Source organism: Bacillus sp. JJ1533, from assembly GCF_036965045.1.
Classification (GTDB): Bacteria; Bacillota; Bacilli; order Bacillales; family Bacillaceae_L; genus Ferdinandcohnia.
This window is the reverse complement of the sequence record NZ_JBALOV010000007.1, coordinates 123509-145138: the sequence shown is the minus strand read 5'-3', so window position 1 is coordinate 145138 and position 21630 is coordinate 123509. Positions and strand designations below refer to the sequence as shown.

Here is a 21630-nt window from a genome sequence, read left to right as displayed (position 1 = left end):
GCATCTCTGCTTCAAAATCCTCCTCTAGCTCAAATTCCTCTTCCTCGGGAGCCAGCATCCCCGGTAAAACGTTTTGTGGTGCTTTTGGAATTTGTGGCATTCCCATTCCCGTTTGCATTAAATTATAATTATTGATATCAATTTCAAGTGGCTGATATTGCGGCATCTGCGGCATGACTGGCATTTGTGGTGGTGCTGCTGGCATCATTTGTGGTGGCGGTGCTGGCATCTGTGGCATAACTGGCATCTGTGGCATTTGAGGAATATATGGGCCTGTTTCTACACCCTTTACTTCCTCTTCAACCTCTTCTTCTTCCAATTCAATTACTGGAAATGGCTGTGGAGTAATATTCGCAAACGGATGCTCAATTTGCTGCTCCTTTTTTGGTGTTACGTTAATTTGAGCTTCTTTCTTTGCTCCACCAATTTGGGCTTCTTTTTTTACATGAATAGTTCCCGTTGGCACCTTAATTTTCATACCAGGCATCAGCATATCCGGATTGCTTAACTGAGTATTAACAGCTTTTAGTTCCTGAAAGTCGACTCCATACTTTTTTGCAATTTCCCATAAGGTGTCGCCTTTTTGAACGATATGGATCTTCACGCGATTTTCCCCTCCTATACATAAGTCAATACATACTATGACAAAATAGGCAAATTGCCACTATTTCTATCACAACTTATGCGTAGGCTTCACAAATTATGTGCAGCGGGAGAAGGGCGAGATGCAAAAAAAATAAGACTCAGTCATTGACCAAGTCTCAAATTCGATAATATGGATAACTTCCCAGCACCGTAACCCCACTTCCAAGTGCCTCTAATTCAGCAATCGCACTAGGGATTAGAATTTCATCCATTTTTTGTTCAATATCAATTAAAAAGAAATAATTTCCTAGACCTGTTTTCATTGGTCTGGATTCTATTTTTGATAAATTTAATTTTCTCCATGCAAATACAGATAAAACCTGATGCAATGCTCCAGCTTGATCTGATGGCAATGTTACCATTAAAGTTGTTTTATTACCTGTATTTGCTTTCTTGATTTCTAAATCAAGCATTTCTTTATGAAGGACAACAAATCGAGTATGATTGTTGTCAAAATCGTGAATATCATGTTTAACAATCGTTAAACCATATACCTCGGCTGCAAAGGAGTTTGCAATCGCTGCTAGCTTTTGATCAGGATGCTCACTTACAAATTTAGCAGCAGCGGCTGTTGAGGTAGCTTCAATCGGCTGTATACTCGGAAAGCTATTGTATAAAAACTTATGACATTGAGCAATTGCATGGGGATGTGAATAAATTCCATCGGCTTTTTCCCAATCATTTCTATTCACCGGATGTACCATTAAATGTTGTTTAATCGGTATAATGACTTCACCCACAATTTTCAATTGCTTTTCGTGAATTAAATAATCAATTGTTAAATTTACAGTTCCTTCTATTGTATTTTCGATTGGGACTACAGCTACATCAACTTCCCCATTTTCCACCGCATCAATACATGCCGGGATTGTTCGGTACGGTTTGTTATCCTGACCAGGAAAAATAGTGGCGACCGCTTGTGCTGTGAATGTTGCATTTGGCCCTAAAAATCCTACGTTTGTAATACTCATCTTGTGTTTCCCCCTATGCTCCTGTTCCAAGAATTTCAACTTTATCTACGAATTCAAGTTTTCGAAGTTTAGCAAGGAGGTCCGTTACTTCACCATGCATACCAGATGTATTTAATGAAAGTGTTACGTTCGCTTTTCCCCTCAGCGGAATTGTTTGGTGGATAGTTAATACATTACAACCGGTGTCTGCCACGGTTCTTAATAATTGTGAAAGTGTACCAGATCGGTCCTCAAGATGAAAAAACAATGAAATAATTTTTTCTTTAACCGTTGTATGAAAAGGAAAAACAGTGTCTTTGTATTTATAATAGGCACTTCTGCTCAAGTCTACTTTTTGTGTAGCTTCTGCAATCGACTGTGCTTCCCCACTGTCTAATAGTTCCTTGGCATCTAACGTTTTTCGAACCGCTTCTGGAAGTACATCCTCACGAACAAGATAAAATTTGCCATCCATGTAAGCTACTCCCCCCTACTTACCTTCTTGTGAACACGTTATGTTATTCTATAAATTCAAATTCATATTCGAGTAATTTTACGATGTCTCCATGTTTTGCACCTTTTTCACGAAGAGCATCGTCGATTCCCATGCCCCTTAGTTGGCGGGCAAATCTTTTTACAGACTCATCCCTTGAAAAGTCGGTCATTTTAAAGAGTTTTTCAACTCGTTCCCCTGTTATTACAAATGAGCCATCACTTTCACGTGTAATCATAAAGTCTACTTCTTCTTTTTCATGACGATACATTACACGATGAGTGCTTGTGTCTTCTTCAACTTCAAGTGGAAATTCTGGAGTCGTCTCAAGCAAGTCGGCAATGGTAAATAGCAAATCACGAAGACCTTGTCTCGTAATAGCCGAAATCGGAAAAATCTTCACATCGTCCTGAAGCTTCTCTTTAAATAATTTTAAATTTTCTTCTGCTTCAGGGATGTCCATTTTATTTGCAACAATGATTTGCGGACGTTCAGTTAAACGAAGATTATACTCCTTTAATTCCTGATTAATTGTGCAATAATCTTCGTAAGGATCGCGTCCTTCCATTGCAGACATGTCAATGACATGGACAATGACCCTAGTTCGCTCGATATGGCGTAAAAACTGATGACCAAGACCCACACCCTGGTGTGCACCCTCAATTAGTCCTGGTAAATCGGCCATCACAAAGCTACGTCCATCTTCTGTTTCAACAACTCCAAGGTTTGGTACAATCGTAGTAAAATGATATTCTGCGATTTTTGGTTTTGCTGCTGAAACAACGGATAATAGGGTTGATTTTCCAACACTCGGAAATCCGACTAGACCAACGTCAGCTAAAACTTTTAGTTCAAGTCTTACATACCGTTCTTGACCTGGTTCACCATTTTCCGCAATTTCCGGTGCCGGATTGGCAGGTGTCGCAAATCGAGAGTTCCCTCTTCCGCCACGACCACCTTTAGCAATAACGGCTCTTTGCCCATGCTGTGTTAAATCCGCAATGACCACTCCTGTATCATCATCTGTTACGACAGTTCCAGGCGGCACTTTTACAATCATCGAATCCGCATTTTTACCATGCTGATTTTTTGACATTCCATGTTCTCCACGTTTTGCCTTGAAATGACGTTGATAACGGAAATCCATCAAGGTTCTTAATCCTTCTTCCACCTCAAAGATGACGTCGGCTCCTTTTCCGCCGTCTCCTCCCGCAGGTCCGCCCATTGGAACATACTTTTCACGACGGTACGCAACCATTCCGTTACCACCGTCTCCACCTTTTACATACACTTTGACTTGATCAACAAACATGTCTTACCTCCGGTTATCTATGCACTTAAAACTTTATGCAATATGTAGTGTTAAACTTAGTTCTTCATTATGTACTTTGTACTCTGTTACTTTTGGGTACTGTTCTGTTTGGCTCATTCTAGTCAGCCAATTTGTTAGATTCTCCCCATTTTTTAGTATTCCACTAAAATCAAAAAAGAATCGAGTTTCCTCTGTTGAACAGTCTATTGTGAGCGATAAATGATTTTCACCCATATCGTCTACCACTTCTTCAAGTATGGCAAAAAATTGTATGGACCATTCAGTTAATTTCATATCGTGGTTCGATAAGTTTCGAATTTCGCCGACAAGATCATAGTCTAATTGATATTTATGTGGCTCCCAATTAAAAGTCATGATAAGTGCAGCAAAGGTTGGTATTTGTAAATTTGTAAGATGTGTTTCATTTTGAGCGTCTATTACAATTTCTTCGATAATGGTCTTAACCCGATCTATTTTATTGAGTGAAATATTCCCTTTGATTAATTGTATCTTATTTAACCAATCGTGACGTGTATGTTTTAAAACATCAATCGTACTCCAATTTTTATTCATGACATTTCCCCTAAAATTCAAATGCCGTCCATGACAACATTATAGATTTCGAATCTTGTCTAAAAATTATATCAAACCTTGGAACATAACACTACAATCTTACTACAGGTTTCTTTGTAAAAAAATAAAAACTCTAACCACATGGTTAGAGTTTTATCGATTACGCTTCTTGCGCAGCTGGATATACACTTACTTGTTTGCGGTCACGGCCTAAACGCTCAAATTTAACAACTCCGTCAACTTTTGCGAATAGAGTGTCGTCACCACCACGGCCAACGTTTACTCCTGGGTAGATTTTAGTACCGCGTTGACGGTATAAAATAGATCCACCAGTAACGAATTGACCATCAGCACGTTTTGCACCAAGACGTTTCGCGATTGAATCACGACCGTTCTTTGTACTACCTACCCCTTTTTTAGAAGCGAAGAATTGAAGGTCTAATCTTACGAACATTATTGTCCACCTCCTATAGATAATTGTTTTATGATTGAATTTTCATATATTGTCCATAATCAAGTTCAATCGTTTGTAGTGATACTAGCATGCCTTCTAGAAGGAGCTGTACCTTTTCCTCATTTGTCTTATCCTCGAGAGGAGGAATCTGACAGCGGAGGAAACCATTTTTTTCTTGCTCCAATATCGGCTCTACTTTACATAAAGCATATATGGAATTAATGGTACCAAAAGCAACTGCTGAGGCACCTGCACAAACGATATCCTTACCAGGAACATCATATTCGGCATGTCCACTCATTGTAAATGAGTCAATTCTACCCGAACTATTACGATTAATAGTTACTTGTATCATGATAGATAGCCTTATGCGTTGATTTTTTCGATTACAACTTTAGTGTAAGGTTGACGATGACCTTGTTTTTTACGGTAGTTCTTTTTAGCCTTATATTTGAAAACAATGATCTTCTTAGCGCGACCTTGCTTTTCAACTTTAGCTGTAACAGTTGCACCTTCAACAGTTGGGCTACCAACTTTTACGTTGTCGCCACCTACGAATAACACCTTGTCAAATGTAACTGTTCCACCTTGTTCTACGTCTAGTTTTTCAACATAGATTTCTTGGCCTTCTTGAACTTTGATTTGCTTACCGCCAGTTTCAATAATTGCGTACATACTTGCACCTCCTAATAGTTTGGACTAAGACTCGCCACTACACAGGCGCTCCATCGAAGGAAACTTAAATACCTGGAATGTGCGGTTGTAGCAATGGGTGCTACAAACAATAACATGAAAATATTATCACAAAGACAAACTGGAGTCAATAAGAATTCTCGTTATGAACTAGGATAAATGAGTTAGCCTTTCTTTTATTTCATCATAACTTCCTAATTGCCTAATCGTGTAATCATGTCGTGATGAGGCTAATTCTGTTATGAAAATATAAATAGACAAAGCTTCTTCTAATCGTTTCTTGTGCTCATTTTGGTCACCTAGAATCACATGTTTCACTTCTTCAGTTGCTTCAATCCAGACAGCATCGTAGTCTTTTCCATAATGCTCCCAAAGTTCTCGTTCAAGCTTAAAGGCAACCGTTTCAGGAGAATCTATCCGACCAGTACCTGAACACGTTGGACAATTTGTTTGTAAAATAGCCGATAGATTATTTCTTGTTTTCTTACGAGTAATTTCTAATATACCGAGTGAAGTAAAACCATGTATGGTCACCCGATTTCTATCTTCCTTTGTTACAGACCTTAGAGCTTGGATTACTTTTTGTCGTTCATCATTTTGCTTCATATCAATAAAATCAATCAAAACAATTCCACTAATATCACGCAACATTAACTGATACGCTATTTCTTTCGCAGCGGCTAAATTTGTTTTAAACACAGTATCTCGTAAGTTTTCTTTTCCTAGAAATTTTCCAGTGTTTACGTCAATAATCGTTAACGCTTCCGTATGTTCAATTAACAAGTAAGCCCCATTGTCAATCCACACAATTTCTTTAAGACCTCGTTCAATTTCTTTCTCAATCCCATAGAAAGAAAAAATATTCTCTTTTCCACTATAATATGAGACTTTTTCTTCACCTAGTTGTTCCTTTAGCTGTCGAAAACCTCCAGCATCATCAATCACAATTTCTTTAATTGTTTCAATCCGATGCTCGAGTAAAATTTTATCGACAAGATTATTTGCATCCACTAATAAGCTTGGTGGCTTAAGCTTTTTTTGTAGGTCTTGTAAGGTATTGTAACGAGTTCGCTGAAATTCAAGTTCCTTCAATATCGTCGTTTCAGCTTGATCTTCACAAGCTGTTCGAATAATTAGGCCCTCTTGGTTTTGAAGATGTGTTTCTCCAAACCGTCGCCATTTATCCCTTTCTTCTTCCTCTTTCATTTTCCTGGAGACCGCCACATAATTCCCAAAAGGCAAATAGACAAGGAAAGCACCAGGAAATTCAATTAGACCAGTCAGTTTAGGGCCTTTCCGCTCCGCCCCCTCCTTCGTTACCTGGACAATGATTTCCTCACCTTGTCTAACAAAATGGGATATGCTCTTTTCTTTTTCCTTAGCATCTGATAGATGATAGGTCGCAAGCTGTTCTCGTGCAATATATCCATTCTTGCCTAAGCCAATATCAACAAAAGCCGCCTGCATCCCCGGGAGGACATCAATCACACGCCCCTTATAAATATTACCGACAATTTCTTTATGTTTTGGTTGCTGAATATTTAAATCAACAACCTTATTTCCTTTGACCACCGCCACACGCTTTTCACTTGTTTTCACATTTATAATAATTGTTTTCAAACTCTTGATCCTCGCTTTGACATTACGCTTTCTTTTTAATGTAACCTAACTAGTAACGTCAATACAAGTAGAGAAGCTCGCCAACGGGTTGAGTAATCTTTTTATCATTAAAATAGGCATGCAAAAGCTCATTTTCATCAAGAGGTTGTTGGTTTTCTCCATCCTTTTGTATGACAATCGGATGCTTACACCCCCGTTGAAACATGGATAGAACGGAATAAACCATTTCTGTTTCATCTACCACCAATGGCTTAAGCTTTGTAAAGGTATCTTGCTTTCCGTAATAGCGCTCGAGCAGAAACCTCATAAACACAAAATGACGCTTCCTCCACTCCATAATAATTGAAAAGAATAGGAAGGAGAGAATGACCCAAAGATTAAGATTAGTAGGACTATAGAAAACCATTCCGATTAATATGAACACAGCAACCAGGCTCGAAACAATGAGCATCCGTTTATGGGCTTCAAAAAAAGAGTGCCTAAAGGAGAAAAACAAATAGAGAAGTTTTCCTCCATCAAGCGGCCAGATCGGAAGAAGATTAAAGAAAAAGATAACTGCATTATGATAAAAAAAGAGATCAAATGTCTTTTCGGATATGACAGAACCAACTGTTAAGAAATAAGGAACCGCCACCATCCATAAATGCTGGAGAGGTCCTGCTAAAATAACCAGGAGCTCCTCCTTCAAAGGCCGATTTCCATGCTCATCCATCTCCGCCACACCACCAAATGGAAGAAGCTGTATCCTTTTTATTCTCCATGAAAAAAAATGGGCACATGCAGCATGTCCCATTTCATGGACCAATATGATTAAAAAGAGCATCAATAACTCTCTAAAGTGCGCCGTAATTACTGCCACACCAACAATGAGCCAAAGCAATGGATGTATTTCAATTTTTCTGAGGAGTTTTACATAGTTATTCAAATTTTATCACCTGTATCGGATCAATAAATGTTTCACCTTGCTTTATTGCAAAATAATATGTTCCTTTATCGTCACCCTCTGGCTCCTGTACCTTACCAACTTCTTGGCCGGTTTCCACATAATCATAAAGTTTTACATCAATCGAACCTAGATTCCCATACCACGTTTCAGAACCATCACTATGCTGAATGACAACCGTTTTTCCAAGTTCACCTTTAACCGCAACTTCGGTAACATTTCCTGCGTTCATTGCTTCGACTACCTTACTGTTTGTTTCAACAATAATTCCTTGCCCATTTGCTTCAAAGGATTCAGTTACTTTTCCAGCGGCAGGGATTGCATATTTACTCGGCGTTGGCGTATCGGTTTTTTCTTTATTTTGATTGATTGGGATTAATGCAAGCGGGCTGCCAAAGGTATCTTTATACCATTCGGTAACAGCGGCAAATTGAAATTCAGTTTCCATCGTATTCGAGACGAAATGCCGGACATTCTCAAAAGTTGGAGATTGTTTTTTAAATACAATGCCTATCGATAAAACAAGAATTGCCGAGAGTAATACTTTAAAAAGAAAAATTTCTTTTCGAAACAGAGGATGGCCTCCATCTCCTGGTCCGCCTCCATCGAAGGATGAGTATGAATTGCCTCCGTACCTTTCCTCATCGCTTACTAAAATGGGAGGAGTTGATTTTCGTGAGTTTACTGGGGCGGAGTATCTCGCACGTTTTCTCTTTTCAATCCGCCTTCTAATTTCTTTGGCTCGATTACTCATGGTTTCACATCATTCCTTGTCCATATTATTTGTACAAGTCTATGACTGAAGGGCTTTAGATATGACAGTAGGAAGCTATTTATCTATTAATTTTGGTGATTGTTCATTCTCAAAGGGAACCTAGATATAAGGGCACCTGAATTTAAATGCTTGAGTTGGTAAATTATCCCTCCCAATTTCATTTCCATAATAGGTAATGTCCCCTAGCCAACCGGCATCATAAAAAAATGCAGGTCCTAATCCTCATTAATCGTATGAAGTTATTTACATTTAAAGCCAAATAAAAAAACCACCTCATGGTAAAGGCGGTTTAACGGACACCAAAGAATTTCTTAATCTTTGAAAACATACCCTTTTGGTCATTTTCAAGAGATTGCAGCGGAATGGATTCTCCTAAAATTCTTCGTGCGATATTTCGATACGCAATTGCTGTTTTACTACTTGTATTTAAGGCAATGGGTTCACCACTATTTGAAGCTTTGATGACTTCATCATCATCGGAAACAATCCCGATTAAATCAATTGAAAGATGAGTAACAATTTCGTCGAGATCAAGCATTTCACCTGTTTTCATCATATGATTTCGAATACGATTCACGATGAGGCGCGGTGGTTGAACTTCCTCTTTTTCTAGCAATCCAATAATACGGTCAGCATCACGAACAGCAGAAATTTCTGGTGTTGTTACAACAATTGCCTGGTCTGCCCCAGCGACAGCATTTTGAAAGCCTTGTTCAATACCCGCAGGACAGTCGATAATAATATAATCAAAGTCTTGTTTTAACTCTTCGACCAATTTCTTCATTTGGCTAGGCTCTACTGCAGTTTTATCACTTGTTTGAGCAGCTGGCAGTAAATAGAGATGGTCATCAAATCGTTTATCCTTTACTAAAGCTTGTTTCAGCTTACAACGACCTTGAACGACGTCTACTAAATCATAGATGATGCGGTTCTCTAGTCCCATGACAACATCTAGATTTCGCAGGCCAATATCTGTATCTATTAAACACACACGTTTCCCTAGCACAGCCAAGGAAGTGCCCACATTAGCAGACGTAGTCGTCTTACCGACTCCACCTTTTCCTGATGTAATAACTATAGCCTCTCCCACAGCTAGATTCCCCCTTCTAACCTTGTTAAGTTAGGTCTTAAATGAGTTAACTGTTGCAATCTATCTACTACAATTGTCTCATTATCGTCCACATATGCACATTCCATTATATTCGTTTCTGTTTGAACAGAGTCTGGTGCTCTATTCATTATATCACCTATTCGAAGCTGAGTTGGTTTCATAACTGACGCTGCAATGATAGCATCTTTTCTTCCATAGTAACCAGCATGTGCAATTCCACGTAACGATCCTAAAATAAAAATATTTCCACCTGCAATAACAGTTGCTCCCGGATTGACATCACCGACAAGCATAAGGTCTCCATCTACTTTTAGGACTTGTCCAGAACGTACGACCTTTGCAACTGAAACAATTTCATTCTTTTTCTTCATTTCTTCAGCTTCTTGTTTTGTAATCACATTACTGTCAATTACATCCACTACCAAATGCTTTTTATTTCGGATGACGGAACGTATTTCTTCTTCTTGATCTTGTGTTAAAAAACGATTACCAATTTTCACTTTAACAGGAACAAACGGAACATCATCATTCCGTTTCTGATTCAAGGAAAGCTTAATCTCAAGGTCTGAGACCAGTTCTTTGAATGAACAAGAATCATCGAGATGCAACGTTAGTCCGTCTTTTGTCCCTTTTATAGTAACATACTGCTGTTTTTGTCCTTTCACGACGTTCACCTCAACGATATATACTTCAACAAAAGACTCCCTTTTTCCTGTTAAATTTAAAACTTTTTAAAGAGAATCTACTTACTCTTCTATATGTAACTTTCCTAGTAATTTTTTAAATGGGTAAGCAAATACTAGTATAAATATACTATTTAATAGAATTGTCGGCAAAATACGAATTTGTAAAAATTGTTCAATTGAAAAAGAAGTTGAACCGATTGCCAGATTTACTGCGTACACACAAAATTCCAAAGCAACGATTCCAATAAGACTTAAAAATGAAATAACAAAGATATTCGTTTGTAAAATTCGACTTGCCCAGGAAATAAGATACGCCATAAGAGTATAAAGAAACAAATAAACTCCTAGTATTTCAGTGTAAACGATGTCGTAAAGCAGGCCAAAAATAGCCCCATAAACAAGCCCCATTGGTTTATTAAAGTAAACTGTTATAAATGCAATCAAGACAAATAAAAACCGAGGAACATACACATTTTCCTGATGAAAAATATCTGCAGGTACTAAATCAACAAAACTACTTTCAAATAAAAAAAAGAAGGACAAAATAAGGGGAAGAACGACACGCTTCACGATTCTTCCTCCTTTTCATTTGGAACAATCATAGTTCTTTCAACAATTATAACATGATCGATTTCATAAAAATCAGCCGCAGGCTTAATATATGCCGTTTTTGTTAATCCATAGTCATCTGGTACAACATCCATGACCTCACCAATATAGAGCTCACTTGGGAATATTCCGCCAAGTCCTGATGTAAGTACCTTTTGATCTTTTTCAATTTTTTCATCTGGTGTATTGATTTTAAATAAAAGTGCTTCTTTCTTTTCATCATATCCTTCGATTAACCCCATAATCTTTGTCTCGCCTTGAATATAAGCTGAGATGCGATTGATGCGATTTGGGGAGCTCAATAACTGGATGGTTGATGTAAACTCATTTGCGTGTTTTACCTTACCAATTAACCCTTTTGAGGTGATCACAGCCATGTCAACCTCTACTCCATGTCGGGTCCCTCTGTTAACCGTAATAATTTCATGCCATTGATCAGGGTTACGTCCTATTACGGTTGCCTGGATTTTATTAAAATGATCAAGTGATTCTGTTTTATCCAAAACATCCCTTAATTTTTCATTTTCTTTTTCTAATTCCTGTACTTTTGCTTCTAACTGACCATAGGAATCAAGTTTTTCCTTTAACAGTTTATTCTCTTCAAATGTATGTTGAATATGATTGACATTATCAAAAAATCCAGCAATTGCTTGAGAGGGCTGATGAAAGATACTTTGAACCCAGCCAACCGAGTCCTTTAAAAACTGTTCCGGCCATGATAACTTGTCACGTTCTTTTAAGGAAAATCCAATCAATGCCACTAGAACGATGATACATACAAGTAAAATAATTAATCGCTTATTGAGAAAAAATTGTGGCATGTGTTACACCCTCTAACTAAACTATAGATTTCAACACATATAGTGGGGAAACGGATTCCCCCACTATAATAGGTTCATTTAACGTAAATCCTTTGATTTCCCTTTAAATAAATGAATATGGTCAAGGGCCTTTCCTGTACCAATTGCTACACAATCTAATGGATTTTCAGCAATCAGAACAGGCATACTTGTTTCCTCACTAATCACCTTATCCAAATTACGTAAAAGGGCTCCCCCTCCTGCTAAAACAATCCCGCGATCCATAATATCTGCAGCAAGCTCAGGCGGAGTCTTTTCTAATGTGTTTTTAACCGCATCAACAATGGCATATACAGTGTCATGAAGGGCACTAGAAATTTCCTCAGCGGTGATTTCAATGGTTTTTGGTAGACCTGTTAATAAGTCTCTTCCGCGAATTTCCATATTTTCTACACCCTCAGGTGCACCAGCCGAACCAATCTCCACTTTAATTGCTTCTGCTGTGCGATCCCCAATCATGAGGTTATAAGTTTTACGAATATATTGAATAATTGCATCGTCCATTTCATCTCCTGCGATACGAATTGACTGACTTGTAACAATTCCACCTAAAGAGATAATAGCAACTTCTGTTGTACCTCCGCCGATATCGACAATCATACTCCCAGTTGGTTCCCAAACAGGTAGATTTGCTCCAATCGCAGCTGCAAATGGTTCCTCGATTGGATATGCATCTCTTGCACCAGCCTGTCGAGTTGCATCAATCACCGCACGTTGTTCAACAGCTGTTATGCCTGAAGGGACACACACCATAATATATGGCTTTCTTGAGAAAAAGCCTTTCGATTTAACCGCTTGATTAATGTAATATTTCATCATTGTTGCAGTTGTTTCGTAGTCGGCGATTACACCATCCTTCATCGGACGAAGTGCTACAACATTACCTGGTGTACGTCCAATCATGTTTTTGGCGTCATTTCCTACTGCTACAATATGCTTAGTGTCTGTTTGCATGGCAACGACAGACGGTTCTCTTACCGCAATGCCTTTTCCTTTAATGAAAACAAGTGTATTGGCTGTACCTAAATCTATACCAAGGTCTCTTGTACCTATTCCAAACATAATATGTATCTTCCTTTCTGATACGCGGATAAAATGTGTTAACATGCGAAAAACTCATAACCAATATTATATCGTACAAAATTAGAAATTAATAGTCACACATAACCTTTTTCTTTGAGACTGACGTATTTGTGTTCACCGATGATTAAATGGTCCAATAGCTCTATGCCGATTATCCTGCCGCATTCAACTAGACGCTTTGTCACCTCGATATCTTCACGACTTGGTGCTGGGTCCCCTGAGGGATGATTATGAATACAAATGATGGATGCTGCTGACCTTCGAAAGGCCTCCTTATAAACCTCTCTCGGATGAACAATCGAGGCATTAAGACTTCCGATAAAAATGGTTTGGCGATGGATCACCTGATTTTTCGTATTCAGGTAAAGACAAACAAAATGCTCCTGTGTTAAAAAACGCATATCCTCCATCACATATTTTGCTCCATCCTCTGGAGACCTAATGACATATCGATCTTCATATTGAAGTTTGCCAATTCTTCGGCCAAGCTCAATCGCCGCCATAATCAGTACTGCTTTAGCTTTGCCAATACCTTTGATGGAGGTGATTTCCTCTACAGATGCGTCCTTTAGTAATCGAAGACCTTCAAAATGGTGCAGTAAGCGGTTTGACAGTTGAATGACCGATTCATCCTTTGATCCAGTCCGTAAAAGAATCGCTAAAAGTTCATGGTTTGAAAGGCTGTCGGCCCCGTCAATTACCAATCGTTCCCTCGGCCTTTCTTGCTGGGGATAGTCTCGAATCATGAGTGCTGAAGATTTCAAATAGGTTCCTCCTATCCAATATAGATACTTGGATCCCACTTCGTATTAAAGTCATTGACTACCATTTGACTTAGCCCATTTTTTACAATCGAAATCCTAAATCTCTTAGCTCACGAATGGTTCGTGATACAGGCAATCCCACTACAGAAAAATAGTCGCCTTTAATCCGTCTGACGAGTGCAGATCCAAGTCCTTGAATTCCATATGAACCTGCTTTATCCTTTGGTTCGCCTGAAGCAACATATGCTTGAATTTCCTCATCTGTTAGATCCCAGAACGTCACTTCTGTTCTTTCAAAGAACAATTTTTGCGTGTCCTTAAAAAGAATCGCAACTCCTGTTACGACTTCATGTGTTTGATTTGATAAAGTTTTTAATACATGTATAGATTCCTCTTCGCTTTTAGGTTTACCTAAAAATTGGTTTTGAAACACAACAGCTGTATCTGCTGCAAGGATAAAGGAATCTGGAAATTGATTTGCAATTGCCATTGCTTTTCTCAATGCAATTGTCATGACCTTGTCTTCAGGAGTGAGAGTTTCGTCAATGGATTCATCAATATTACTGACGGAAACATCGAAGGAAAGTTTCACATTTCTAAGAAGTTCTTTTCGTCGTGGAGAACCTGAGGCTAAAACGAGGTGTTGCATGTTAATTTCACCCTTTTTTGTTTTTTTAGAAAGGAAGATACCTGTTAATCGTAACAAACAAATCACCACTCTACAATTATGAAAAATTGAATTTTCAAGATGATTTATTGTTTGAGAAAGCTTGCCCCTTTATGTAAAGCTTTGATTACCAAGCATAAAAAAGGAAAGGAGTAGATATCCCCTTTCCATTTTCCATGTAAAATTGAATTTTGTCTAGCTTAACTTAGAAATCCATGCTGTATAAGCCTGATATGCATTTAATAATGATTGCTGGGATTGCCATAATGACTTTTGGTCTCCATTATTTTTATATTCCTGTAGTTGTGTAAAGGCAGATTGTATATCCGTATGAAATTTCTTGAGTTGTTCATGAAGGTTATCCGTCTTGATTTCTTTTACGGTTGCGATTTGTTTCGATAGATTTTCCCATTGTCCATTATCAACAGCTCCCACTTCAAAAGCCTGAGAAGATAGGGTTGCTAATTCCTTAAATACTGGCAAATCTGCATTGATTGCCTCCGAATCTGCTTTCGCTAAATTAGTATAGGACCCACCGGGAACTTCAAGTGTTTTTGAAAAGAATTCAGGAAAGGCTTCCTTGTATTTAGTCTTAATCCCACTTACTGAACTTTGTTCGGCTCCAATGCCGGCAATAACGTAAAATGCACCATCCATTTTAACAGCAGCTGCTGCAAACCCCTTTTCCTTAATTTCAGTCACTGTGGTGTTCGCAGAGTCAGCAGACGAAAACTTTCCTCCCTGGATAACACCTGTTGATAGCGTTTCTAACTCAATTGCAACCTGATTACTTACAGGCTTTTCTTCTTGATTTCCAGCAGGGGGTGTCGTATTTTCCGGAACCTGTGTTGGCGTATTATTTTGTGCAGGTCCTGCATTAACATCTTCAACTACTTTCAGAATCATAATCCCAAATCCACTTCCAAGAACAATTGCTAAGATAATAGAAATCACCAATTGCTTCGCAGAAAACAGATGAAATCCTTTTTTCTTTCGCGGAATATAATCCAATTTACTAGTGCCTTTTGTATGTCGTAAATCCTCTATCGGGATCACTGGAATTTCTTTTTCTTTTAAGGAATGATTTTTCAGGCTTTCATCGGGTAGGACCCAGCTAAAATCATCCTCTTCTTCCTCTTGTGCTGCAGCAACCTCTTCGTTCTCAACAATGATAAGAGGTTTTTCCTTTTCGACAAAATCAGTTGTTTCTTTCGTTTCTTTTTTAATCTTTGACTCTTTACCATTAATTTTAATCGAAATCTGATTACGCTTGTCCACTTTTTCACCACCTATTTAAGGAAACGCTCTACTTTTTTGTCAATCCTACCATACATAGAAAAAAAAAGAACAAGACATTTGTCGTCTTGTTACTAGAGGTTTTCGTCAAATTCTTACAAGTATAAACATTGGGTGGGTTTCGGACTACCATAAAATGCAAAAAACCCACAAAGATGTGGGTTTTATTCTTCAACATTCATTGATAATTCAACAAATACACTAGGTCCTTCGTCTTGCGCTTTCATGATATCATCAACCGATAAATGAGTTCCCGCTGGAATTATAACATTTCCTTCATTGTCAAGGATGTCCTTTTTGACAATTTTTCCATAAAGTAAATCAACTTGTTTTAAACGCAATGCTTTTGCTTCAGATTCTTCATGCTTATCAATTGAAGCATTGATTTCATCAAATGGGCTTTGTGCTTCTGTCGATTCAGGCAGCAGTTCTTCAATATCTACATTATTTTCTGTAGTGGCTACTTGCGGATTATCTAATAATTCAACTGAATCAAGGAATTTAGCAGAAGCAGCTTCTTCAACAATGATAATGTCTCTTCCATATGTAAGAACGGATTCAGATGCTAAGACAACTTCTTTTCCAGATACATTTAATAATGTTCCTAAAAGATTTCCAGATTCATCATCCACATAATATTCTAGGACTTCTCCAAGTAACTGACCTTTGCGAGTCATTACTTTTGTATTAGTAATTTTAATTTTCTTATTTACAAGTGAATTCGCAATTGGAATTTCATTTAGATCAATAACAGAGCTTTCACTCTCAATCGTAACTGCATACTCTCCGATACCGACTACTCTTTTGAACGGGATGGCTTTTACACTTACTTGCCAATCCTCATGTTCGATTGTAAGGAAGTCAACTGAACCTTTTTCAGGGTTAATTACTAAAGATTTTACTTTTCCTATTTCAATTCCATCTATAATACTAATGATTGGTAAACCAACTATTTCAACACTTTTTTTCATAAATCATTCACCACACCTATTTATTTTTAAACAAAGGCTTTTTCCATTCATTTTACCATGTTTTTCGCCATTATTCGTCATACTTTGCAATATTCTTTTAATAAAAATTTAATTTCTTGTAAAATAACAGGGTATTTCTCAAATCTTTTCTCATTTTGAGATACTAATACGGACAGTTCATCGTATTGTTTCGTTTCTAGATAATGTTCAATTAATAAGCTAACAAACGTATAATAATCATGATCGTTTAATTCCGGATGAAGGTGATCCTCTATTAATTTAACGTATTGTGTAGAAGATAATTTGTTTCGTGAAAGTTTTATTTGTGAAATCATGGTTGAAAAAAGCTGATGGCTTAAGTTGTAAGGATCGTCTTGCCTTTCCTGTACATCGGATTCTCCGTCAATGTATTCCACAACTTCAGAACGTAAATGTTCTATATCTGATTCGTTGTTTTGTTTAGTCACTGGTATTACTTCTTCTTCAACCTCGATCTCTTCAAATTCATCAATACTATCCATTTGTATCTGTACATCTTCCTCATTTTCAATTTCAATCTTGAGATCATCTTCTTTTGCCGTATCGACTTCAATCTCTTCTAATGGAGAATCGATTGGTTCAATCATTGGTACTTCGTCTATTTCGCTTTCTTCATGAGAGTGTTCATCACTGTTTACTTGTAAACTATCAAATTGAACATCATCAGGTGCTGGTATTTCAACGTTAAAATCCGTATCTTCCGTTTCAGGTGTTTCATTCGTTTGGATGTTATCCGATTTCTCGGGCACTTCAACAATTTCATTATTATCTTGAATATCACTTGTGTTATCTTTTAGTTCCAATTCAATTTCTTTAAGCAAGTTATCAAAATCCGTACCGGGATTCTCTTCATTTGTTTGTATCAAATATGTATTTTCAAGTTCTTCATTTTCAACGTATACATCTTCCAAAACGAAATCATTTTTATTTTGATGGTCGGTTTCAATTTCCTCTACTAATTCTTCCTCCATTGTTTCGTTTTGAGGAGAGACTCTCTCTTGTTCAACAATGGAAGCCTGGTTATTCTCAGGCTGTCTTTGGATACGCAGTTCTTCGTCAACCTCATCTTCAATTTCAAACTTAATCACTTTATCATCTAAACCTGTACTATTCTCGGTATGTAGAAACAATTGTGTGCCAAATTTTTTACTAATTAAATATGAAAACCCTATTGCTAGCAGTATTAACACGAACCCCATTTGCCATACGCTCATCACCGTTCTCGCAGCGATTCCAATGATAAAAACAATAAATGCACAAATAAGAATAAGTAATTTTCCCTTCCTAGTAAAACCAAGTGGTAAAAAATAAATAATAGGTAACACAATTAAAAGAGATATAAATGCAATTACGAGAGATTCCAAGCTGTTCTCACCTCTTTCTATTCAATTACGGACTGTTCTCGTCTTTCTTTTCCAAGCCTGGAGCTAGTGGATTCTTCTTATTGCTAGGAGGTGGAACGGTAAGTTTTGGTGCCTCATCAGCAAGTTCCGTATACTTTGGCATATAAAATGTTGAAATGGTAACATCATAATCGAGCTGTTCGGCTGTTTGATCCACTGAAATAAGCTCAGGAGTGCCTGTAAAACTCAATGAATTAACCCTAGTAATTCTCGTTTGATGTTCGAGCGCTGATAAGAATTTTTCCAATTCTGCGTAATTAGGTGATTGGACATGTAAAGAAACGGTGATTTGGTTAAGCCCATTTATTAGTTCAGGGTCAACTACATCGGTTTCGTTCGTTTCTTGATTGTTTTCTGTGTCATTGTCAGCATTTGTTGCATTTTTCTGTTCTACAGGTTGTGTATCATCTGCAAGTGTAAATTCACTCTCAATGTAGGACATGTTGATAACTCTGCTTTTTGATAGTGTCTCAGCCCGCTGCACATCTAAAACGATTTGCTCAACTAAAGGAATTACAGGGATTTTTTTTTGAATTTCAGTTGAACTCACAGTTGGTGTTTCATTTGTTTGCTTATCAGTAATGAGCTCTAAAAGTTTTTGTTCTGTTCTTACACTGTTCTCTAACTGAGATATTCTCAGCTTTACTGGTTTTACTAGAAGGTAGAAAGTTAAATAGAAAACTCCAAATAAAACGGCCAGTGCTAGTATTAATTGAATCATTTGTTTACGTGAAAAATGGAGAGTCATAACTAATTCCCCTCCTGCAATGACTTAATAGCGCTCTTATTGAAAGTGATTTCATATTGAGCATAATATCTTGGTAAAATGTTCGTATTTTGATTTGGTTCTATTTTATTATCGGTTGTAGCCTCGGTTTCTTTAGTAATATTGTCTGTCTCTGGATTTGTCTCGTTCGTAGTCCCCGTCCCTTCACCAGGCTCTGTGATTGGTAAAGTCGAAACAGTTAAAAGTCTTGCTGTTTGGACATATGGAGAATCAGTCAGTAGTGCTAAATAATGAGCATTTTCAGTATTTGTATCAAACTGTACTTCCAAAGAAACAATCCCATCCTCGGTATAAGAAAAATTCTGTACAAAGCCTCGTTGGGGTAATAAAGAGGTTAAATGATTTAAGATCGGTACAGCCTCTACAAAATACCCTTCTGCCCATTCTGCCGTTTTTTGTAAATTAACGACATTATTTGGATGATTTGCTGAAGTATATTTTTGTTCTTCCTCTAACTGCTTTTCTTTTAGTTCTGTAAGCTGATTTGATAGCTGTTCCTCTAATTGGGTTGCTTTATTATACTGGATAAAGAGCAATAAAAAGCCAATTAAAGCCACACTGACAATAATAATAAGGAGTAGTAATTTTGCTCGATTTTTAAATTCTTTTCTTGGTAGTAAATTAATATCTACAAGCATCCTCACACCTCTTTAAGTGCTAATCCTAATGGTAGAAAATAATGACTAGGAAGTTTATCAAATGTATCAATATGATATACCTGAATTTCATATCTTTCTATAAGTGCAGAACTAATGTCAGAAAGATTTGGGTGATCCCCACTAACAAGAATCCTTGAAATTTGTTCTTTCCCATGGGCCATATTAAAACTATAGAAATTCATCACATGTTCAATCTCTTTCATTATTTCATCTATGAGAACCTCTAATTTACTGCGATGACTGTTCCACTTGATAGATGCTAGCGTATGTGAAGAATTTTGTTGGATATCCCAATCATCAATTGATGTATCTAATGTAAGATGTCTCATAAACAATGGAATATCTTGATGAAAAATACTCAAGTTAGCGGATTGCAAATCAAATTGCAGCAATAAGGTATGCTCCGCTTCATTTGTTTTTTGACAAAAATGAAAGAGTCGATACATACATAGAGGTGTAATATCAGCTGCAATTGGTTTTAATGAAACGTCCTCCAATAGGGAGGAATATTCGAATGCAATATCCTCTGGTGCTGCAAAGATAAGAACCTCTTTTTTCTTTTCATCTTCAGACAATACTTTGAAATCAATAACAGGCTCATCAAATGGCAGATGAATGGTTGCTCCCAGTTCCAAATAGATGTACCCTACAATCTCATCATCTTTTACTTCATTTGGAATTGAGATTTTTCGAATCACAACAAATGGATCTGGAATGATGAACTGGACTTGTGAATTTTTTATCCCCCAGTCCGTTACACACTCTTCTAAAATGAGATGTAATGTGTCTCTTTCAAGAATTTTACCGTCTTGAATGATACCAGGGGGCAAGTATTTTTCACGAAACTTATGAACAGTAATAGGGTTAGACCGTTTCACACCCACGTATCGAATAGCATGGTCTTTTATGATGATGTTTGCAATTTTACTTGATGGAAATAATGAAAAAGCCATATGTATCCCCTTATCCTACTAAATCAATATATAAAGTGATCAGCTCATGGCCAAAAAAATAAGCGATAAGCGTACCAATGACAATCGAAGGACCAAATGGCATTGGTTTACCTCTTTTTACTTTTCCAAATGCCATACCAATTAATCCAAGAATTGTTCCAATGAGGGTTGCCAGGAAAAATGATAATAGAACAAGCTTCCATCCCAAGGCTATTCCTAAAACGGCATATAGCTTGATATCGCCTCCGCCCATTCCACCTTTGCTAACGATTGCAATTAGATATAAAAGCAGAAATCCGATGATACTTCCTGCAAACATGTCCCACCACGGGTCAAGCGGAACGAAAATGCGTTCAATAAGAAGTAATGGAGCAAAGAAGACTAATACCTTATCTGGGATGATCATGTATGTAATATCAGAAACAAATACAATAACTAATAAAGAGATTAAGGTCCAAGCGATAATCAATTCTTTTGACCATCCCACCAATATTGGTGAAATCGTGAAAAGAATTGCAGTAGCAAGTTCAATTGAAGCATAAATCGGTGAAATGCGTGTTTTACAATTTCTGCACTTTCCGCCTTGAAGGAGGTATGAAAATACAGGGATTAATTCGATTGCTGTGAGCTGGTGCTTACAAGTCGGACATGATGAACGTGGACGAACGATTGATTCGCCTGCTGGAATGCGTAGGCCGACGACGTTGAAGAAGGAGCCTAATGTTACTCCTAAAATTCCAATATAGAATAATAATGTAAAAAACATTTTATATAAGCCCCTATTCAAATATTTATATAACCCTCAATAGAGGGTTATATAAAATATATGTTAATCTAATTTTTCAGCAATTTCAGCTTCAGTTAAGGTGTCACCTTCTGCAATTGTAATATCATCAATTGAAGTAAATGCAAAAGTTAATTTACCAGAGCTTGCGTCTCTTGTAGCTGTTAATGAAAAATTTCCAGCCTTGTCATAGTACGCTTTAAACTTTTCACTACTTTGGTCAAGTGCCAATTTATTATTAGCGTTAAATTCCGGATTTTCAGCAGTAATATATAACCTAGCAGATTCAATTATTTGTTGAGCATCAGCGTAAGCAGCTTTTTCTTTAGTATTATTAATCACATTCCCAATCGCCGGTACCGCTATTGCCGCAATAATCCCCAAAATCACAATGACAGCTAGTAACTCAATTAGGGTTAGACCTTTTTGGTTCTTTATATTCTTTTTAAGCATGATTTCCTCTCCTTCGTATGGACTAGTCCATTTCTACTACTTATTAT

26 protein-coding genes and 1 other annotated feature are annotated in these 21630 nt (G+C 37.3%); all 26 genes read right to left on the bottom strand.

Annotated elements, in window-relative coordinates; genetic code table 11:
* The coding region (gene safA, locus V7138_RS04915; RefSeq protein WP_335394635.1) for a SafA/ExsA family spore coat assembly protein at positions 1–604 on the bottom strand (604 nt) is incomplete at its 3' end.
* 157 nt (positions 605–761) lie between these two features.
* Positions 762–1616, bottom strand: a complete 855-nt coding sequence (gene pheA / locus V7138_RS04910; protein ID WP_335394634.1) for a prephenate dehydratase — start codon at positions 1614–1616, stop codon at positions 762–764.
* Between the two features lie 13 nt (positions 1617–1629).
* Positions 1630–2070, bottom strand: coding sequence for an ACT domain-containing protein (locus V7138_RS04905; RefSeq protein WP_010678274.1), 441 nt, complete (start codon positions 2068–2070; stop codon positions 1630–1632).
* 43 nt (positions 2071–2113) lie between these two features.
* Positions 2114–3400 carry a GTPase ObgE gene (obgE, locus tag V7138_RS04900; RefSeq protein WP_335394633.1) on the bottom strand — a complete coding sequence of 429 codons (1287 nt, stop codon included), beginning with the start codon at positions 3398–3400 and terminating at the stop codon, positions 2114–2116.
* A gap of 33 nt (positions 3401–3433) precedes the next feature.
* Complete coding sequence (locus V7138_RS04895; protein ID WP_335394632.1) at positions 3434–3973, bottom strand: sporulation initiation phosphotransferase B; 540 nt, start codon at positions 3971–3973, stop codon at positions 3434–3436.
* A gap of 160 nt (positions 3974–4133) precedes the next feature.
* Positions 4134–4427 carry a 50S ribosomal protein L27 gene (gene rpmA, locus V7138_RS04890; protein ID WP_010678277.1) on the bottom strand — a complete coding sequence of 98 codons (294 nt, stop codon included), beginning with the start codon at positions 4425–4427 and terminating at the stop codon, positions 4134–4136.
* Positions 4428–4455: 28 nt separating this feature from the next.
* On the bottom strand, positions 4456–4782 hold the full coding sequence (locus tag V7138_RS04885; RefSeq protein ID WP_335394631.1) for a ribosomal-processing cysteine protease Prp: 327 nt from the start codon (positions 4780–4782) through the stop codon (positions 4456–4458).
* 11 nt (positions 4783–4793) lie between these two features.
* Positions 4794–5102, bottom strand: coding sequence for a 50S ribosomal protein L21 (rplU, locus tag V7138_RS04880; RefSeq protein WP_335394630.1), 309 nt, complete (start codon positions 5100–5102; stop codon positions 4794–4796).
* 17 nt (positions 5103–5119) lie between these two features.
* Positions 5120–5199: a sequence feature (ribosomal protein L21 leader region), on the bottom strand.
* 71 nt (positions 5200–5270) lie between these two features.
* A complete protein-coding gene (locus tag V7138_RS04875; protein ID WP_335394629.1) occupies positions 5271–6740 on the bottom strand; it encodes an Rne/Rng family ribonuclease in 1470 nt (489 codons plus the stop codon).
* Between the two features lie 58 nt (positions 6741–6798).
* Positions 6799–7665 carry a M50 family metallopeptidase gene (locus tag V7138_RS04870; protein WP_335394628.1) on the bottom strand — a complete coding sequence of 289 codons (867 nt, stop codon included), beginning with the start codon at positions 7663–7665 and terminating at the stop codon, positions 6799–6801.
* On the bottom strand, positions 7658–8437 hold the full coding sequence (locus tag V7138_RS04865; protein WP_335394627.1) for a M23 family metallopeptidase: 780 nt from the start codon (positions 8435–8437) through the stop codon (positions 7658–7660). The genes V7138_RS04870 and V7138_RS04865 overlap by 8 nt, the downstream gene beginning before the upstream one ends.
* Before the next feature lie 310 nt (positions 8438–8747).
* Positions 8748–9548 carry a septum site-determining protein MinD gene (minD, locus tag V7138_RS04860; RefSeq protein WP_335394626.1) on the bottom strand — a complete coding sequence of 267 codons (801 nt, stop codon included), beginning with the start codon at positions 9546–9548 and terminating at the stop codon, positions 8748–8750.
* A gap of 2 nt (positions 9549–9550) precedes the next feature.
* Complete coding sequence (gene minC, locus V7138_RS04855) at positions 9551–10243, bottom strand: septum site-determining protein MinC (protein ID WP_438824310.1); 693 nt, start codon at positions 10241–10243, stop codon at positions 9551–9553.
* Positions 10244–10315: 72 nt separating this feature from the next.
* Positions 10316–10825, bottom strand: coding sequence for a rod shape-determining protein MreD (mreD, locus tag V7138_RS04850; RefSeq protein WP_335394624.1), 510 nt, complete (start codon positions 10823–10825; stop codon positions 10316–10318).
* On the bottom strand, positions 10822–11685 hold the full coding sequence (mreC, locus tag V7138_RS04845) for a rod shape-determining protein MreC (RefSeq protein WP_335394623.1): 864 nt from the start codon (positions 11683–11685) through the stop codon (positions 10822–10824). The genes mreD and mreC overlap by 4 nt, the downstream gene beginning before the upstream one ends.
* A 78-nt stretch (positions 11686–11763) precedes the next feature.
* A complete protein-coding gene (locus V7138_RS04840; protein ID WP_335394622.1) occupies positions 11764–12786 on the bottom strand; it encodes a rod shape-determining protein in 1023 nt (340 codons plus the stop codon).
* A 95-nt stretch (positions 12787–12881) separates the two neighbouring features.
* Positions 12882–13553 (bottom strand): RadC family protein, encoded by a 672-nt coding sequence (gene radC, locus V7138_RS04835; protein ID WP_438824317.1) that lies wholly within the window; start codon positions 13551–13553, stop codon positions 12882–12884.
* 100 nt (positions 13554–13653) lie between these two features.
* On the bottom strand, positions 13654–14220 hold the full coding sequence (locus V7138_RS04830; RefSeq protein ID WP_335394620.1) for a Maf family protein: 567 nt from the start codon (positions 14218–14220) through the stop codon (positions 13654–13656).
* Between the two features lie 213 nt (positions 14221–14433).
* Positions 14434–15516, bottom strand: a complete 1083-nt coding sequence (locus V7138_RS04825) for a hypothetical protein (RefSeq protein WP_335394619.1) — start codon at positions 15514–15516, stop codon at positions 14434–14436.
* Between the two features lie 182 nt (positions 15517–15698).
* Positions 15699–16505 carry a PRC-barrel domain-containing protein gene (locus V7138_RS04820; protein ID WP_335394618.1) on the bottom strand — a complete coding sequence of 269 codons (807 nt, stop codon included), beginning with the start codon at positions 16503–16505 and terminating at the stop codon, positions 15699–15701.
* A gap of 77 nt (positions 16506–16582) precedes the next feature.
* On the bottom strand, positions 16583–17908 hold the full coding sequence (locus V7138_RS04815; RefSeq protein ID WP_335394617.1) for a hypothetical protein: 1326 nt from the start codon (positions 17906–17908) through the stop codon (positions 16583–16585).
* Positions 17909–17933: 25 nt separating this feature from the next.
* On the bottom strand, positions 17934–18695 hold the full coding sequence (locus tag V7138_RS04810; RefSeq protein WP_335394616.1) for a pilus assembly protein PilO: 762 nt from the start codon (positions 18693–18695) through the stop codon (positions 17934–17936).
* A 2-nt stretch (positions 18696–18697) separates the two neighbouring features.
* Positions 18698–19372 carry a hypothetical protein gene (locus V7138_RS04805; protein WP_335394615.1) on the bottom strand — a complete coding sequence of 225 codons (675 nt, stop codon included), beginning with the start codon at positions 19370–19372 and terminating at the stop codon, positions 18698–18700.
* Positions 19373–19374: 2 nt separating this feature from the next.
* On the bottom strand, positions 19375–20346 hold the full coding sequence (pilM, locus tag V7138_RS04800; RefSeq protein ID WP_335394614.1) for a type IV pilus biogenesis protein PilM: 972 nt from the start codon (positions 20344–20346) through the stop codon (positions 19375–19377).
* A 10-nt stretch (positions 20347–20356) separates the two neighbouring features.
* On the bottom strand, positions 20357–21112 hold the full coding sequence (locus V7138_RS04795) for a prepilin peptidase (protein WP_335394613.1): 756 nt from the start codon (positions 21110–21112) through the stop codon (positions 20357–20359).
* Positions 21113–21175: 63 nt separating this feature from the next.
* Positions 21176–21583 (bottom strand): type II secretion system protein, encoded by a 408-nt coding sequence (locus V7138_RS04790; RefSeq protein ID WP_335394612.1) that lies wholly within the window; start codon positions 21581–21583, stop codon positions 21176–21178.
* Positions 21584–21630 lie beyond the last annotated feature (47 nt).